Annotated in this window: 14 protein-coding genes; 7 read left to right on the forward strand and 7 right to left on the reverse strand. The window is 42.7% G+C overall.

Annotation, left to right across the window (positions count from 1 at the left end; all coding sequences use genetic code 11):
* The first annotated feature begins 382 nt into the window (after positions 1 to 382).
* From petA to ACZW67_RS01835, 5 genes are all read left to right on the forward strand, one after another.
* Positions 383 to 967, forward strand: coding sequence for a ubiquinol-cytochrome c reductase iron-sulfur subunit (gene petA / locus ACZW67_RS01815; RefSeq protein WP_110922523.1), 585 nt, complete (start codon positions 383 to 385; stop codon positions 965 to 967).
* Between the two features lie 22 nt (positions 968 to 989).
* Complete coding sequence (locus ACZW67_RS01820; protein WP_181416241.1) at positions 990 to 2,195, forward strand: cytochrome b; 1,206 nt, start codon at positions 990 to 992, stop codon at positions 2,193 to 2,195.
* The gene (locus ACZW67_RS01825) at positions 2,195 to 2,908 is read left to right on the forward strand and encodes a cytochrome c1 (protein WP_465181939.1); all 714 of its coding nucleotides are present in this window, start codon (positions 2,195 to 2,197) and stop codon (positions 2,906 to 2,908) included. The genes ACZW67_RS01820 and ACZW67_RS01825 overlap by 1 nt, the downstream gene beginning before the upstream one ends.
* 208 nt (positions 2,909 to 3,116) lie before the next feature.
* The gene (locus ACZW67_RS01830) at positions 3,117 to 3,731 is read left to right on the forward strand and encodes a glutathione S-transferase N-terminal domain-containing protein (RefSeq protein WP_465181940.1); all 615 of its coding nucleotides are present in this window, start codon (positions 3,117 to 3,119) and stop codon (positions 3,729 to 3,731) included.
* Positions 3,732 to 3,865: 134 nt separating this feature from the next.
* Positions 3,866 to 4,303: a ClpXP protease specificity-enhancing factor gene (locus ACZW67_RS01835; protein ID WP_465181941.1), complete on the forward strand. Its 438-nt coding sequence runs from the start codon at positions 3,866 to 3,868 to the stop codon at positions 4,301 to 4,303.
* 79 nt (positions 4,304 to 4,382) lie between these two features.
* On the opposite strand, the gene dcd is transcribed toward ACZW67_RS01835, so the two are convergent.
* The 6 genes from dcd to ACZW67_RS01865 form a co-directional block, all read right to left on the reverse strand.
* Positions 4,383 to 4,958, reverse strand: a complete 576-nt coding sequence (dcd, locus tag ACZW67_RS01840) for a dCTP deaminase (RefSeq protein WP_010199897.1) — start codon at positions 4,956 to 4,958, stop codon at positions 4,383 to 4,385.
* Positions 4,959 to 5,155: 197 nt separating this feature from the next.
* The gene (gene apbC, locus ACZW67_RS01845) at positions 5,156 to 6,391 is read right to left on the reverse strand and encodes an iron-sulfur cluster carrier protein ApbC (protein ID WP_201590422.1); all 1,236 of its coding nucleotides are present in this window, start codon (positions 6,389 to 6,391) and stop codon (positions 5,156 to 5,158) included.
* A 473-nt stretch (positions 6,392 to 6,864) separates the two neighbouring features.
* Positions 6,865 to 7,665 (reverse strand): 3-hydroxybutyrate dehydrogenase, encoded by an 801-nt coding sequence (locus ACZW67_RS01850; RefSeq protein ID WP_197102776.1) that lies wholly within the window; start codon positions 7,663 to 7,665, stop codon positions 6,865 to 6,867.
* Between the two features lie 156 nt (positions 7,666 to 7,821).
* Positions 7,822 to 8,451 carry a 3-oxoacid CoA-transferase subunit B gene (locus tag ACZW67_RS01855; RefSeq protein ID WP_201590417.1) on the reverse strand — a complete coding sequence of 210 codons (630 nt, stop codon included), beginning with the start codon at positions 8,449 to 8,451 and terminating at the stop codon, positions 7,822 to 7,824.
* Between the two features lie 168 nt (positions 8,452 to 8,619).
* Positions 8,620 to 9,324, reverse strand: a complete 705-nt coding sequence (locus tag ACZW67_RS01860; protein WP_465181942.1) for a CoA transferase subunit A — start codon at positions 9,322 to 9,324, stop codon at positions 8,620 to 8,622.
* Positions 9,325 to 9,555: 231 nt separating this feature from the next.
* A complete protein-coding gene (locus ACZW67_RS01865; RefSeq protein ID WP_465181943.1) occupies positions 9,556 to 10,896 on the reverse strand; it encodes a short-chain fatty acid transporter in 1,341 nt (446 codons plus the stop codon).
* Positions 10,897 to 11,306: 410 nt separating this feature from the next.
* Here ACZW67_RS01865 and ACZW67_RS01870 point away from each other — a divergent pair, with 410 nt between their 5' ends.
* Positions 11,307 to 12,722, forward strand: a complete 1,416-nt coding sequence (locus ACZW67_RS01870; RefSeq protein ID WP_465181944.1) for a GntP family permease — start codon at positions 11,307 to 11,309, stop codon at positions 12,720 to 12,722.
* A 311-nt stretch (positions 12,723 to 13,033) separates the two neighbouring features.
* A complete protein-coding gene (metG, locus tag ACZW67_RS01875) occupies positions 13,034 to 15,133 on the forward strand; it encodes a methionine--tRNA ligase (RefSeq protein WP_465181945.1) in 2,100 nt (699 codons plus the stop codon).
* A 260-nt stretch (positions 15,134 to 15,393) separates the two neighbouring features.
* On the opposite strand, the gene ACZW67_RS01880 is transcribed toward metG, so the two are convergent.
* Complete coding sequence (locus ACZW67_RS01880; RefSeq protein ID WP_465181946.1) at positions 15,394 to 15,801, reverse strand: hypothetical protein; 408 nt, start codon at positions 15,799 to 15,801, stop codon at positions 15,394 to 15,396.
* Positions 15,802 to 16,004: the final 203 nt, after the last annotated feature.

Consider the following 16,004-nt stretch of genomic DNA (forward strand, 5'->3'; position numbering starts at 1 on the left):
TGTACAAAGTGGTGATTATTCGTTTATAGCGACTTACAAAGCAGTTAGATAGTGAAAGTTACCTTAATTTCAAGTATCATTCGCTATTGCTAAATATCCTTATTAATTATAAGGTCATCCGCATTTATAATCCTTGCTAGAAAACAGAGTCCAGATAGTGATAAACCATCTACTTTACTTAGGTTATCACTTTCAACCTTATAATATATCCTATTAAGGTTGCTTTATTTTTAACGCAATAATTTATTTTATCACCGAAATAGCTTAGAATAGCAACAATTAGCAAAATTAGGCATAGCCAAAGTGGCTTGATATTATATATTTTATAAGTCACAAACCCAGTGTGGGATAATCCCATTTCATTCACCTGGAGGAAGTATTAATGAGCCAAGCCGAAGGCGTTAATGTACAACGCCGTAGAGTTCTTATTGCCTCAACTGCCGCGATTGGTGCAGTTGGAGTCGCTGCTGTGGCAACACCTTTTGTCCGTTCTTGGTATCCAAGCGCTAAAGCTGAGGCTGCAGGGGCTGCAGTGACCCAAGACATTGGTTCTATCGAAGCAGGACAGATGATTGTTGTCAAATACCGTGGTAAACCTATCTATGTGGTTAAACGTACCGAAGAGATGATTGCAGGACTAGAATCAGTCAAGCCATTATTGTCTGATCCTGAGTCTGCAGCATCGTTACAGCCTGAATACTGTACCAATCCTACTCGCTCTTTAGAACCAACTGTGTTGGTCGTCGAAGGCGTTTGTACGCATCTAGGCTGTGCACCGAACTATCGTCCTGATGTTGGTGCAGCTGATTTGGGTGGTAATGACTGGTTTGGTGGATTTTTCTGCCCGTGTCATGGGTCTAAATATGACTTAGCCGGTCGCGTCTTTAGTGGCGTTCCAGCACCGCTTAATTTACCTATTCCAGAGTACAACATGGATGGTACCATCTTGACGGTTGGGGAGGCTTAATATGAGTATGGGTAAAAAGTTAATGCATTGGGTGGACGCTCGCTTCCCAGCGACCGAAACCTATGAATACCATATGTCAAAGTACTATGCACCAAAGAACTTTAACTTTTGGTACTTCTTTGGCGTATTGTCAATGATTGTACTGGTTAACCAATTGGTGACTGGTATTTGGCTGACGATGATGTATAACCCAAGTGCCGAAGGGGCGTTTGCCTCTGTTGAATACATCATGCGTGATGTAAAAGGCGGTTGGCTCATTCGTTATATGCACTCGACTGGCGCATCAGCGTTCTTCGTCGTGGTATATTTGCATATGTTCCGCGCATTACTATATGGTTCATACCAAAAACCGCGTGAGCTTATTTGGCTCATCGGTATGGGTATTTACCTAGCGCTAATGGCAGAAGGCTTCTTTGGTTATCTATTACCTTGGGGTAACATGTCATTCTGGGGTGCACAGGTTATTTTGAACCTTCCTGCTGCCCTACCTGTGATCGGCGATGGTCTTGCTGAATGGGTACGTGGTGATTATATTATCTCTGGCATTACGCTAAACCGTTTCTTTGCTCTACACGTTGTTGCTATTCCATTAGTACTGGTAGGCTTAGTATTTATGCATTTGGTGGCACTGCATCACGTGGGTTCGAACAACCCTGATGGCATTGACATTAAAAAGCTAAAAGATAAAAATGGTGTGCCATTAGACGGTATCGAATTCCATCCGTACTACACTGTGCATGACATGGTTGGTATTGTTGTGTTCTTCATCTGCTTCTTTGCAGTGGTATTCTTCTTCCCAGAAGGCGGCGGTTTCTTCCTTGAGCCACCAAACTTTGAGACAGCGAACTCACTGAAAACACCAGCACATATTGCACCAGTATGGTACTACACGCCGTTCTACGCTATTTTACGTGCAGTTCCTGATAAGCTAGGTGGTGTGGTCGCGATGGGTGCTGCAATTGCCGTACTATTCTTGATACCATGGTTGGATAGATCACCAGTACGTTCTATACGCTATAAAGGCATATTGTCTAAGATTGCTTTAACAGTATTCGCTATTAGCTTTGTCGTACTAGGCTACTTGGGTGCAACACCAACGACCCCAACAGCAACTTTAATGGCTCGTATATTTACGGTCTTGTATTTCTTATTCTTCTTATTGATGCCGTTCTACACTGCTATTGAGAAGTGTAAACAGCCACCAGAACGCGTTACCGGAGGTCACTAATGAACACGCTAATTAAATCCCTAGCTGCTCTAGGCTTGGGCGCGGCATTAACCTTGACTGCTGGTACCGCAATGGCCGAAGGTAGTGGCTGTGGTACGTTCACTAATGCCGATGGCGTTGATGAACATCTGGCTTGTAGTACAGCTCCTATTGATTTTACCAATAAGGGTTCACTACAAAACGGTGCTAAAATCTTTATGAACTACTGTGCTGGGTGTCACTCAGCCAAGTATGTTCGTCATTCGCGCATTGCCAAAGATTTAGAAATACCGCCTGAGTTGGTTGAAAAGTATCTGATGGTCACCACCGATCAAATCGGTGACCATATCACTGCTGAGATTGATCCTGATATTCAAGCATCTTGGTTTGGTGCTGCGCCTCCGGATTTGTCGCTTGAGACAAGACTACGCGGCGATGATTGGGTATATACTTACCTACTGTCGTTTTATGAAGATCCAAACCGTCCTTGGGGCGCTAATAACCTAGTGCTTAAAAACGCTGCTATGCCTCACGTCTTGCATAATATGCAAGAAAAATTGAGTGCAGAAGAGTTTGAGAGCGAAGTTGGTGACTTGGTTAACTTCATGGCATGGATGGGTGAACCTGCTCGCCATGACCGTCAAGTGATTGGTTTCTTTGTGATTCTATTCTTACTAGTACTCCTCATCCCAGTTTACTTACTGAACAAAGAATTCTGGAAAGACGTAAAATAAGATAGTAGTAGAAACATAAAAAACGAGCATGACATTAGGCACTACTTCGGTAATGCCTTTTTCTATTCTGATAAACCATTAAATAGTAGCGCTATCGCCAAAGAAGTAGACAAATAAAGCGCTCACAAGCAATGTTTACGTACGTTGCCTTGATAATCAGGTCAACTTTGTTTACGATGATAGTCTTTACTATTAACATTAGGCTTTCATGATTGATGCGAACGACATTCCAAGTAGTCAGCTGATTTTGTATGCTGATGATGGCTACGACAGTCATGTGGTACGCCTATTACTTGAAGAAAAAAAGCTCGCTTACTATTTGTCTCGCTTACATTCTGAGCGCCCTGAAGATTTGACTGAGCTAAACCCCTATCATACCTTGCCTGTATTACAGCAGCGAGAAATTGCACTCTATGAGATCAATGTCATCTTTGAGTATCTCGAAGAACGCTATCATACAAACAAGCTCCTGCCTGATACCCCGCAAGAGCGTGCACAGTTCAGACAGTTAGCGTGGCGTATTCAGCGTGATTGGCTCTCACTTGGTAAGCGCCTACTCGTACATCCAGATAGCTTTAATAAAGCACAAGCAGTGGTTGCCAAGAAACAGCTGAGTGACTCGCTGATTACCTTATCGCCTTTGTTTGCCCATAAGCCCTATTTTATGGCAGATGAATTTGGCTGGTGTGACATACTATTAGCACCGTTATTGTGGCGACTTGAAGAGATGAATATCGAACTGCCTCGTGCCATTAGTCGTCCATTATTTGATTATCAAAAGCGTGTCTTTGAACGTGATAGCTTTCAAAAAAGTGTGCGTTGATTAGACAGCTGGCTTAGAATAGAAAATTATTAGAATAGAAGTTAAGTAATATTTATTTAGGTTTTTTCAATGAACAAGCTACTCCAAGAAGTATCTGTTCACTATTAAAAATAATTCGTATAGGAAATCATCAAATGAGCGAAACCACCTCTATTACTCCAACACGTCCCTATATGGTGCGCGCACTATATCAGTGGATAGAAGACAACGCACTTACCCCGTATCTAATGGTTGATGCCACTGCTGAAGAAGTACAGATTCCAAGAGAGCATGTGCAAGATGGTCGTATCGTGCTCAATATTGCTAGCCGTGCAACTGGTAATATGAGTATGGGAAATGACTATATTAACTTCAGTGCCCGCTTCGGTGGTGTATCGCAAGAAATTTGGGTGCCATTGACTGCCGTATTGGGTATCTATGCAAAAGAGAACTCACAGGGTATGTTCTTTGATCCTAACGAATATGATAATTACGTACCTGAAGACGACTCAGACGTGACGGTTAAGACAGTCTCTACTGCTGCGCCCAAGCCAAAACGTGATAATAAAGCAGGTTTAAAAGTCTTAAAGTAGTCGATTTTTCTATATAAAAAAGCCAGTCATATAAAATATGACTGGCTTTTTTTGTGCTGCGTATCGCCTAAGACCTAATCTAGGTTCTTGGTAGTGTCACACCACGCTGACCTTGGTATTTACCGCCGCGATCTTTGTAACTGGTCTCACAAACGTCATCAGCATCACTTTGGAAAAAAAGCATTTGTGCCACACCTTCTCCGGCATAGATACGTGCTGGTAGATTGGTGGTATTACTAAACTCTAAAGTGACGTGCCCTTCCCACTCTGGCTCAAGCGGCGTCACGTTGACGATAATACCGCAACGCGCATACGTTGATTTACCTAGGCAAATAGTCAATACATCACGTGGAATACGGAAATATTCCATGGTACGAGCCAATGCAAATGAATTTGGCGGAATGATACATTCGTCACCAACGATATCAATAAAACTTTTTTCATCGAAGTTCTTAGGATCAACGACGACTGAATGTACGTTGGTGAATACTTTAAACTCAGGGGCACAGCGCACGTCATAACCATAGCTTGACGTACCATAGCTCACCAAACGCTCGCCAGCATCGTTAAAGCGTACTTGACCCGCTTCAAATGGCTCAATCATGCCATGCTCTTCGGCCATTTTACGAATCCAGCGATCAGATTTGATAGACATTGTTATTCCTTAGCAAATATTTAATAGCGACGATTATACGGAATTGATGACTCAATTTATAGGGTAGCGACGACTTTAAAATCCACCACACTATTAGGTGGATAAATCAAATCGATGATTAGACAACTCTCAATACCCTCATTCCATATATACCAAATGTTAAGCGTTGAGATTGAGACATCTACACTGAATAACTATCAGAAAATTCGCTTATCATCGACAGGCTTTGCGAATTTATTAATATTGGTTTCGATATTTTTAGCAATGCTCAAATAATATGGCGCAAACTCATCATCGGCCAATACACTTGGTTCGCCTTTATCCACTTGAGCACGAATACCGCTGGCTAAAGGTAACTGTCCTAATAATGGTACATGATATTGTTCAGCGATTTTTTCGCCGCCACCGGTACCAAAGATAGCTTCGGTATGATTACAATTACTACAAGTGTGTAGCGCCATGTTTTCAACCACACCAAGCACAGGAATATGAGTTTTATTGAACATCTCGATACCTTTTTGCGCATCAAGTAGTGCAACATGCTGCGGTGTCGTCACAATCACGGCTCCGGTGACTGGAATGCGCTGTGCCAATGTTAGCTGTATATCGCCAGTACCGGGTGGCATATCAATCACCAAATAATCTAGCTGTGGCCAGTTGGTTTGATTATAAAGCTGCATCAAAGCACCAGTCGCTTTCGGTCCACGCCATGCGACAGGCGTATTATCGCCATCGAGTAAGCTACCAATTGACAGCATCGCTATGCCATGTGCATCAACAGGCACGAATTGCTCGTTCTCTAGTTGTGGCTTCACATCGGCAACGCCCAACATCGTAGGCATACTAGGACCATAAATGTCAGCATCCAGCACACCAACACGATTACCAAGCTTTTGTAATGCCAACGCGATATTAACTGTCGTTGTCGATTTGCCGACGCCGCCCTTACCCGATGCCACCACGATAATATGGCGAATACGCGGATGTGCTGCTAACGATGCTTGTGTCGGTGCCGCTTTAGTAATCGGTGGTTCAGCATTGTTATCATTATTACTATTGTCATCAGGATTGGCTGCAGGCTTGCTCTGACTGTCCATAGCATTGGTCGTCTTTGGCATTTTCTTTGGTAAACTTGAACCTGAGCCTTTTTCTGGCGCTGGTAGACGTACATTCATATGAATCGTCGTAATACCATGCGGATGCAGTAATTGACCCAGCTCTTGCTGAATGGCTTCAGGCTTACTCTCTTGCGGTAGACGCAAGTCTAAAGTGAGCTGGTCACCATCGCGATTAAGACCCGTTACCATAGTCGCGATACTAACCGTACCGACTTCATAACCAAGTAATACCTTGTCCACAGCACTATCTCGAGCTGCGCGCTGCTCTGGCGTTTCTGGTTTATTAGTGGGAGTTTTCTTCATAAAGTTAAACATAGCGACCATTACTGCCTATACAAGTGGGTTGGTATGCTAAAACAGCTCGTTCAACACCATAGTAGATATGATAAACCACATAGTCGGTTCAATATAATTTGAATACAAGGAAGGCGAGTGAAAGTGCTACAAGTAGTAGACTAAGCGAGCCTGACACCGTATCCAATTTATAGAGGATTGACTATATAATATATGAGCGTTTAGCCAGACCTTTTATCTTGATAGTGTAGCTGAATTACAAGCATAAAAAAACCACAACGCCAGTAGGACTGAGCTTTGCTACATATGTTCTACTGTGAGCCAAGTTTGCTGCCTGCTATTTCTTAAACTATCTCAACCATTAGTCAAAAAACAGACAGGAAAAAGCAATAAAAAAGAGCCAATCTAATTAGCTCTAATGGACATAAAAAAAGATGCTGATCTGATAAGAATCTAGAAGAATACTAGTGGCTATTCCGTCAGTAGAATAGTCGTTAGTTCATAAACCAGCCATGACTGGCCACGATAGACTGGCCCGTAAATACATTGGTTGGGAATGCTGCTAAAAATAGCGCCAATTGCGCAATGTCTTCTACCGTCGTAAATTCTTTGTCTACCGTGTTTACCAGCATGATATCGTTAATAACCGACTCTTCACTGATGCCCTTTTCAGCTGCTTGCTCTGGGATTTGTTTTTCTACCAAAGGTGTTTTAACAAAGCCTGGACAAATCACATGCGAACGTACTTTATGCTCGGCACCTTCTTTAGCCAATACACGACACAGACCTAATAATCCATGCTTGGCAGTCACATAAGGGGCTTTATATAATGAGGCCTCATGCGAATGAGCAGAGCCCATATAAATGACCGTGCCGCCTTTATCGCCTTTATACATATGCTTAATCGCTGCTTTGGTCGTTAAAAATGCACCGTCCAAATGGATATTGAGCATTTTTTTCCAATCGCTGAAAGCCATTTTATCAATAGGGTCAATGATCTGAATACCAGCATTAGAGACTAGAATATCAATACCACCAAAGGTATCTACTAGCTGCTGTACACCTTCGTTGACTGCATCTTCTGACGTAACATCCATGGCAATCGCGAGAGCACGTCCGCCAGCCGCTTCAATAGCATCAACGGTTTTTTGTGCCGCTTCCAGATTAATATCTGCAATACCAACCGCTGCACCTGCTTTTGCATAAGTCTCAGCGATGTCACGTCCGATACCACTTGCAGAGCCAGTGACTAATGCTACTTTGCCTGTCAAATCTTGTTGTAATTGGGTCGCCATACATATTCCTTATAATGGTCTAAAATATTGTTAGTTTTTATAAAAATAGAACTGAATGAATACGCCACTATAATTATAGTGGCGTATTTATCTGAGGGATGGAGCTCATTAATGTTAAGACAATCACATTACAGTAAAGAGCTTACTGTACAAAGTTTACTGGATAATGTTTACTGGCGTTTTTTCTTGTAACTCTTTAAAGCTAACACCGTCTGCTAACTCAACCAATTTTAACCCGTTATCAGTAACATCCAACACTGCAAGCTCGGTGATGATACGATCAACCACGCCCTTGCCTGTCAATGGTAGCTCGCAATTGGCCAGAATTTTTGGGTCGCCGTGTTTATTAACTTGCTCCATTAGGACAATCACACGCTGCACACCTGCGACCAAATCCATCGCACCGCCCATGCCTTTGACCATCTTTTTTGGAATCATCCAGTTGGCCAAATCGCCATTTTCTGATACTTCCATCGCACCCAATATCGCCAAATTGACATGGCCACCGCGAATCATCGCAAAAGACTCTGAGCTGCTAAAATAGCTGGAGCCTGGCGCTGCTGTGACCGTTTGCTTGCCAGCATTAATCAAGTCAGCATCAACGTTATCTGCTGTTGGGAACTCGCCAATACCTAGTAAGCCGTTCTCTGATTGTAACCACACGTCCACGCCTTCAGGAATATAGTTAGCGACCAACGTTGGTAGACCAATGCCTAAATTTACGTAATAGCCGTCTTGTAGTTCCTGTGCAGCACGCTGCGCCATTTGTTCTCTTGTCCATGCCATGGTAAATTCCTTATTTTTTTACGATATTCTATTTTTATTTATCTAAGCAGCTCTTTACTTAAACGGTTCTTCATCTAGACGATGAGCTATCTAAACTGTCATAAACATAAGAACTGACTATTAATTTCACATACGATCAAGCTTCGACCACATCTTTATTTAAGCACCTTACACTGCTTTAATTGTCGTTTTTTCGATGCGTTTTTCAGGGCTATTATTCAATACAATACGTTGAACAAAAATACCCGGTAGATGCACTTCATCTGGATCAAAGGTGCCTGTCTCTACAATCTCTTCGACTTCGACAATCGTAATTTTACCCGCCATTGCACAGTCTGGGTTAAAGTTACGAGCAGTTTTGTTAAAGATTAGATTACCTGCTTTATCAGCCTTTTGCGCTTTGATCAATGCCACATCCGCACGTAATGAGCGCTCTAATACATAAGTTCGACCATCAAAATCACGCGTCTCTTTACCTTCGGCGACCAGTGTACCTACGCCTGTTGCGGTATAAAATGCAGGGATACCAGCGCCGCCTGAACGCAATTTTTCAGCCAATGTGCCTTGTGGGGTCAGCTCAACTTCTAGCTCGCCAGCCAAATATTGACGCTCAAATTCTTTGTTTTCACCAACGTATGATGAAATCATTTTTTTGATTTGGCGAGTCTGTAGTAACAGCCCAAGACCGAAGTCATCCACGCCTGCGTTATTACTGATACAGGTCAAGCCTTTAACCTTGCTATCACGCAATGCTTCGATTAACGATTCTGGAATACCGCATAGACCAAAACCGCCGATAGCAAGTGTTTGCCCGTCAGTTACGACGCCTTTTAGCGCTTCTTCGGCACTGCTATATATTTTTGATTGACTCATGCTTGTCTCCTATGATTGTCATTTATATTTTTAATCCGTGCATAAACTAATGCTGAATTAAGTATTTCAATTATCCGTTTGATTGTTGCTTTTAATAAGACCTAACAGCGAAAACTCATCATGCTTATTTTTTTGCGCGTTATAGCCTTGTATAGTCGATTCGATTCAATTTAAAAATATTACAAGGCTGCCGCGTGTAGATTTATATCTAATATTTTTATAGTGGAATAACTATACCAGTAGCCAAAACACGCTCATGATAATGGCACCAGATACCGCCAGTACGATCAGGCAGTAGCCCATAATGGCACGAGCATCTAAACCTGCGATACCTAGCAATGGCAAGGCCCAAAACGGCTGAATCATGTTGGTCCATGCATCACCCCATGCTATCGCCATCGCAGTGATTGCTGGATTCACACCTAGCTCAATGCCAGCAGGAATCATAACAGGACCCTGTACGGCAAACTGTCCACCACCTGACGGCACAAAGACATTGACCAGACCTGCACTTAAAAAGGCAAAGATTGGGAAGCTATCTGCAGAAGCTGAATTGACGAAAAATTCGGTCACTTGCGTACTGATAGAAATCCCATCAGCATTCGCACCAGTCATGATGCCCATGATACCGCCATAGAACGGGAACAGTAGCACAATACCTGTGATGCCACCTATCCCTGAGTGTACGGCACGATAATAACGCTCTAACGTGCCATGCGATAGCAACCCTATAAACAAAAACAGCCCAATGACGATGTTGAGCCCGAGGTTAAAACCGTTACTACCAAACTCGCTGATATAGTACATCAGCGCCAAGGCCAATAGGATAACAGCAATAATACGGCTGTCATCTAGTTTTTGTGCCGGCGTGTCTCTCTGAGGCGCGACATATACTTCTTGTTTTATCAACTTAGGATCGATAACCGTAGGGTTTTTGGGATGCATAAAGCGATTGACGAGTGGCAAAATAATGATGAGCAAACCTACTAGCAACAAGTTATAGCCTGCAAATACCGTCTGTGACAGAGGTACCGCTTCGGTCATGGTATTGCCTGATAGCGTCAGCAGCGTATCACCGCCAGAGCTAAGTGTCAGCGGTATCGAACCTGAAAAACCGCCATGCCAAATCACGAAACCTGAGTAAGCAGCAGCGACCAATAGCGGATAATCGACATTAGCGACTTTCTTTGCCAAGGCTTTCGCAAAGATAGCCCCGATGATAAGACCAAACCCCCAGTTTATCCATGAACCGACCAGACCAACCAAGGTCGATACGATAATAGCGGTCGTAGGAGAATGCACTCTACTGGCAAGGTTGTCTAACAAACGCTGAATGAATGGTGCGCTGGCAAATGCGTAGCCTGTCACTAGGACCAATGCCATTTGCATGGCAAAGCTATGTAATGACCATAATCCATTGCCCCAGTGCCCTGCCATAGCAATCATATCTTGGCCAGTAATAGCCAGTCCCACCGCAAACGCGATGAGGGTCAAAACGATCGAAAATACGAATGGGGATGGTAGATAGCGATTGACTAGCTGCACGCTCATATTGGTGATGGCACTAAACATATTCACATTCCTTGTAAATTTAATGTTTGGTTGTAAAAATTATAGTTAGAGCTATGTTGAACGATTATCATATTTGAGAGCAATTACTGTTTACTGCACCTAATAAATGGAAAACATTGTATTTTATATTGTCATCCATAACAATACATTTTATATCGCTATATCATGCGTGAAACACTTGTGCTAACTTAACATATTATTTTCGTAGCGACTATAAAATAACAGTCAGCGCATGTGAGTCAACGCTGTGCAGTATATAGATCGGTAAGATATTAATGATGGATAGCACATGAGTCTAGATTTATGTTTGATAAAACAGACGAAATAGACCTGTTTTGATTAATTTTATTGACCTATATGGATAAGCACGGCATACTCGCTGCCTTATTTTTTTGCCAAGGAGGGCCATCATGTTTAGTACGCTTGCTATTGTCATTACCTTATTGTTACTCATGTTTTTTGCTTATCGCGGTTATTCTGTGCTGATCTTAGCACCGATTATGGCGACATTAGCCGTATTTCTTTCAGGTGACTTTTTAAGCAGTATTCCCGCCTATACCGATGTCTTCATGGGTGCTTTGAGTGGATTTCTACTGAAATTCTTCCCTATTTTCTTATTGGGCGCGCTCTTTGGGCGTTTGATGGCAGATTCTGGTGCAGCGACAGCGATTGCCAATACTGTGGTCGAAAAGCTTGGTGCTAGCAAAGCCATTTTAGCCGTTATCTTAGTCTGTGCTATTTTGACCTATGGCGGTGTGTCATTATTCGTCGTGGCATTTGCTATTTATCCAATCGCCAAAGACTTGTTCAAAGCTGCCGATATTCCTAAGCGCTTGATACCAGCAGCGATTGCTTTGGGCTCATTTACCTTTACCATGACAGCATTGCCAGGTACGCCTGCCATTCAGAATGCCATTCCAATTCCTTATTACAATACCAACGTATTTGCCGCGCCTATTTTGGGTATTATCGGCGGTCTAGTGATGTTTATTGGTGGTTGGTTGTGGTTGCAGTCACGAGCCAGAAAAGCCAATGCAGCAGGTGAAGGCTATGGTCAGCATGATGAAGAGGATGTGGGCGGTATCAGTTCAACTGCAAAAGAAACTGAAGCATTAAACACGCATCACACCTCATTTACCGTTGCGATGATTCCGCTAATATTGGTCATCGGTTTAAACGCTGTATTAACGTACGCTATCTTTCCATCGATAGACTTTAGCGCTCTACAGACACAGTTTCCTGACTTGAATATCGCAGGCTCACTCGGATTATGGTCAATTATTCTCTCATTGGTTGTGGCTTGTGTGGTATTAATCTTGCTACGTATCGGACATTGGAACAATCTACAAAAAACCATTAACCGTGGTACTTACGACTCTATGTTGCCGATTTTCAACACGGCATCGGAAGTCGGTTATGGTGCTGTCATCGCCTCGTTGGCAGGCTTCCTTATCATTCGTGATAGCATCTTGAACCTAAGCCCTGAAAACCCACTCATCTCAGAAGCGGTCGCAATGACCACGCTGGCGGGTATTACCGGTTCATCGTCTGGTGGTTTGAGTATTGCTCTATCCACTTTGGGTGAAGACTATCTCAGAATGGCTGTAAATGCTGGCATCGATCCAGAGCTGATGCATCGAGTCGCTGTCATGGCAGCTGGTGGTTTAGATACCTTGCCACACAGTGGTGCGGTTATCACCTTGCTAGCGATTTGTGGTCTGACCCATAAGCAGTCATATCTAAACGTTGCCATGGTCACAATGGCTATTCCACTGGTAGCGGTCGTCACTGTTATCACTTTAGGTACTATGTTTGGTTCATTTTAATTTTTAATAATAAAGTCTAAACAACAGTACCTAACCAAAAACCCACTTAGCGATTGCTCAGTGGGTTTTTTATGGCCAGCTGATAACGTCTAAATTCAATGCAAGCCTATTGTTTATGGTTAGTGGATACCTAACGAATGAGAAGTAATTACCAAGGAATATCACAAATTTAGCCGAATTACGGTATCATAGGCACACTTTTTAAATTTTCATTATTTTTGGAAGTTTTTAGCATTGATAACATCGCGTCCAATAGCCATTAGCTGCTTAAGACGTTTGATAACTAACCCGTTTATATAAAAATATAGGTGATGAAAGTGCGTGAGATTCTAGTAACCAGTGCGCTGCCCTACGCCAATGGCTATATCCATTTGGGGCATCTTGTAGAATATATTCAGACAGACATTTGGGTACGTGCGATGAAAGCGCAAGGCCATCAGGTCACTTATGTCTGTGCAGATGATGCACACGGTACCGCCATCATGCTAAAAGCAGAAGCCAATGGCGTTACACCAGAAGAACAGATTGCGTCAGTGAAAGCATCACATGAAGCTGATTTTTCTAAGTTTTTGATTAATTTTGATAATTACCACTCTACTCATTCAGAAGAGAATAAAGAGTTTTCTGAGCTTATTTATCGTCGTCTTAGTAGCGCTGGACACATCAGCACTAAAGACGTTGAGCAGTTATTCGATCCTGAAAAGCAGTTATTTTTAGCCGATCGCTTTGTCAAAGGCACCTGTCCTGAATGTGATAGTCCAGACCAATATGGTGATAACTGTGAAGTATGCGGCACCACATACAATGCCACCGAACTTAAAAATCCACAGTCTACGCTGTCTGGTTCAACGCCTGTACTCAAAACCTCTAAGCATTATTTCTTCAATTTGCCAGAGTTTGAGCAATTCTTAAAAGACTGGACACGCAGTGACAACCGTTTGCAAACGTCAGTGGCTAATAAATTGCAAGAGTGGTTTGAGGCAGGCCTAGCGACTTGGGACATCTCACGTGATGCGCCTTATTTTGGCTTTCAAATTCCAGATACCCCAAGCGATGAGCCAGACAAGTATTTTTATGTATGGCTAGATGCGCCTGTCGGCTATATGGCAAGCTTTAAAAACCTATGCGATAAGCGTGCAGGTACAGACCAAGCGCTTGATTTTGACCATTACTGGGCACAAGAAAACGAGCACAAAACCGAGGTCTATCACTTCATCGGTAAAGATATCGTTTACTTCCATGCTTTATTTTGGCCGGCGATGCTTGCAGGTAGTGAGTATCGTACACCAACAGGCGTCTTTGCCCACGGCTTCTTGATGGTCAATGGCGAGAAGATGAGTAAGTCACGCGGTACCTTTATCAAGGCCGAAACGTACGCTGAGCATTTGCACCCTGAGTACCTGCGCTATTACTTCGCCAGTAAACTGTCTGACAAAGTCGAAGATATCAATCTAGATTTAGAAGACTTTATGCAAAAGGTCAACTCTGATCTGGTTGGTAAAGTGGTCAATATCGCCAGTCGTAGTGCTGGGTTCTTGATTAAGAAATACGACGGCATGCTGTCAGAAGTTTGTGCAGAGCCAGAACTGTTAGAAGACATCACCAAAACGGGTGATGAGATTGCTGCTGCCTATGAAAACCGCGAATTCTCACGTGCCATGCGCTTAATCATGCAGTGTGCAGATAAAGCCAATGAGTATATTGACGAGAAAAAACCATGGTCGCTTGCTAAGCAAGAAGGCACTGAACAAGAAGTTCAAGACGTCTGCTCGGTCGCGATTAATATCTTCCGTCAATTGATGGTATACCTTGCGCCTGTACTACCTGAGCTGACCAATAATGCCAAAGAATTCTTAAACATTGACAGCTTAGATTTCGCTAGCCGTAACCAGTGGTTACTTGGACATAAAATCAATAGGTTCAAACCACTGATGCAGCGTATCGAAGAAAAAGATATTGAAGCCATGGTTGAAGACTCAAAAGCTTCTCTCTCACAAGTAGATGCGCCAGCTTCTATCACAAACAGCAAGCCAGCAGCAAAAAATGCAGCACCAGAAGCCAATGCAGACGCTGAGCAAACTGACTACATTGGTATTGACGACTTTGCCAAAGTTGAGATGAAAGTGGCACACGTTTTAGCCTGTAACCACGTCGAAGGCGCTGACAAGCTTTTACAGTTTACGCTAGATGTTGGCGAAGACAAGCCACGCAACGTGTTCAGCGGTATCCGTAAGTTTTATGAGCCAGAGCAATTGGTTGATAAAAAGGTCGTTTGTGTGACCAACCTTGCACCGCGTAAGATGAAATTTGGTATCTCAGAAGGCATGGTACTATCAACTGGTGAGCCAAAGACGGGCTTAACAGTCGTTACCTTACCGGATGCTTGTGTCGTTGGTGATGTTTTAGCTTAACGGTTATTTTTAGGGCGTGTCTTCATTTCAAAAATGGTGATAAAAATGAGATAAATTGCCGTCAAAAGAGGAAAATAGTGCAGATAATATCGGGATATTAACCAGCTATTTGACGATGTTTGGCAAAATTTAGCTGTTTTTAGCCCATTTAGATAACTATCGAGTGAATTGAAGACACGGCTTAGTAGTAAAAAATAAAAAAGATGCCCTAATGGCATCTTTTTTTATGGTTGATTTATTAAATGAATAAAAACCAAGCTTTACCTATTTAAAATATTAATGATCTGCAACGTGTCACTAATCACCGTCACAATATTATTTTCTGGCGTGCGAATACGAGTGTAGCGGTTATCATAACGGTCTAAGACGACCGAACGATCGTAATCTCTTCTATCAATCTTGCCGACTACTCTGTAACCGTATCTATCGAGATCACGCTTGAATGAGGCATTAGGGCTAGCATTGCGATAAGCGTTAATATTAGGTCGGGCTTTATTGTGATGGTTATTATCTTTATGGACATAAGCAGATTTGCCATTTCCGTGTCCATTTCCGTGTCCATTTCCGTGCCCGTTTCCATGTCCATTTTTTGCCATAGCAGGTAAGCAAATCAATGAGGTAGCAGTGATGCCAGCGATGGTGAATAGTTTGAGATTAGCAGTGTTCATAATGTTGCCTTCATAATAGTGCTTTCATAATGTTGCTTGCAGAATATTCGTTTGAACAATATCAAGTAGAGACTAGCGTGAGTTCTATATTCGCCACATCAGCGCAATAGTAATGTGAATTTTGGACTTACTATCATTCTCGTATTAGAAAATTCTCTTATAAAAATCAGCTTACGTTAATTATGAAGGCAGTCCGTAATAGA

The sequence above is a fragment of the Psychrobacter sp. TPE 89C genome (assembly GCF_055522395.1).

Excerpts from the sequence above, each read along its gene's own strand:
- ACZW67_RS01870 (WP_465181944.1), top strand. The coding sequence starts at position 11,307 with ATGTTTAGTACGCTTGCTATTGTCATTACCTTATTGTTACTCATGTTT.
- ACZW67_RS01865 (WP_465181943.1), bottom strand. The coding sequence starts at position 10,896 with ATGTTTAGTGCCATCACCAATATGAGCGTGCAGCTAGTCAATCGCTAT.
- ACZW67_RS01880 (WP_465181946.1), bottom strand. The coding sequence starts at position 15,801 with ATGAACACTGCTAATCTCAAACTATTCACCATCGCTGGCATCACTGCT.
- ACZW67_RS01835 (WP_465181941.1), top strand. The coding sequence starts at position 3,866 with ATGAGCGAAACCACCTCTATTACTCCAACACGTCCCTATATGGTGCGC.
- ACZW67_RS01850 (WP_197102776.1), bottom strand. The coding sequence starts at position 7,665 with ATGGCGACCCAATTACAACAAGATTTGACAGGCAAAGTAGCATTAGTC.
- ACZW67_RS01855 (WP_201590417.1), bottom strand. The coding sequence starts at position 8,451 with ATGGCATGGACAAGAGAACAAATGGCGCAGCGTGCTGCACAGGAACTA.
- ACZW67_RS01860 (WP_465181942.1), bottom strand. The coding sequence starts at position 9,324 with ATGAGTCAATCAAAAATATATAGCAGTGCCGAAGAAGCGCTAAAAGGC.
- ACZW67_RS01825 (WP_465181939.1), top strand. The coding sequence starts at position 2,195 with ATGAACACGCTAATTAAATCCCTAGCTGCTCTAGGCTTGGGCGCGGCA.
- ACZW67_RS01830 (WP_465181940.1), top strand. The coding sequence starts at position 3,117 with ATGATTGATGCGAACGACATTCCAAGTAGTCAGCTGATTTTGTATGCT.
- ACZW67_RS01820 (WP_181416241.1), top strand. The coding sequence starts at position 990 with ATGCATTGGGTGGACGCTCGCTTCCCAGCGACCGAAACCTATGAATAC.
- apbC (WP_201590422.1), bottom strand. The coding sequence starts at position 6,391 with ATGTTTAACTTTATGAAGAAAACTCCCACTAATAAACCAGAAACGCCA.
- metG (WP_465181945.1), top strand. The coding sequence starts at position 13,034 with ATGAAAGTGCGTGAGATTCTAGTAACCAGTGCGCTGCCCTACGCCAAT.
- petA (WP_110922523.1), top strand. The coding sequence starts at position 383 with ATGAGCCAAGCCGAAGGCGTTAATGTACAACGCCGTAGAGTTCTTATT.
- dcd (WP_010199897.1), bottom strand. The coding sequence starts at position 4,958 with ATGTCTATCAAATCTGATCGCTGGATTCGTAAAATGGCCGAAGAGCAT.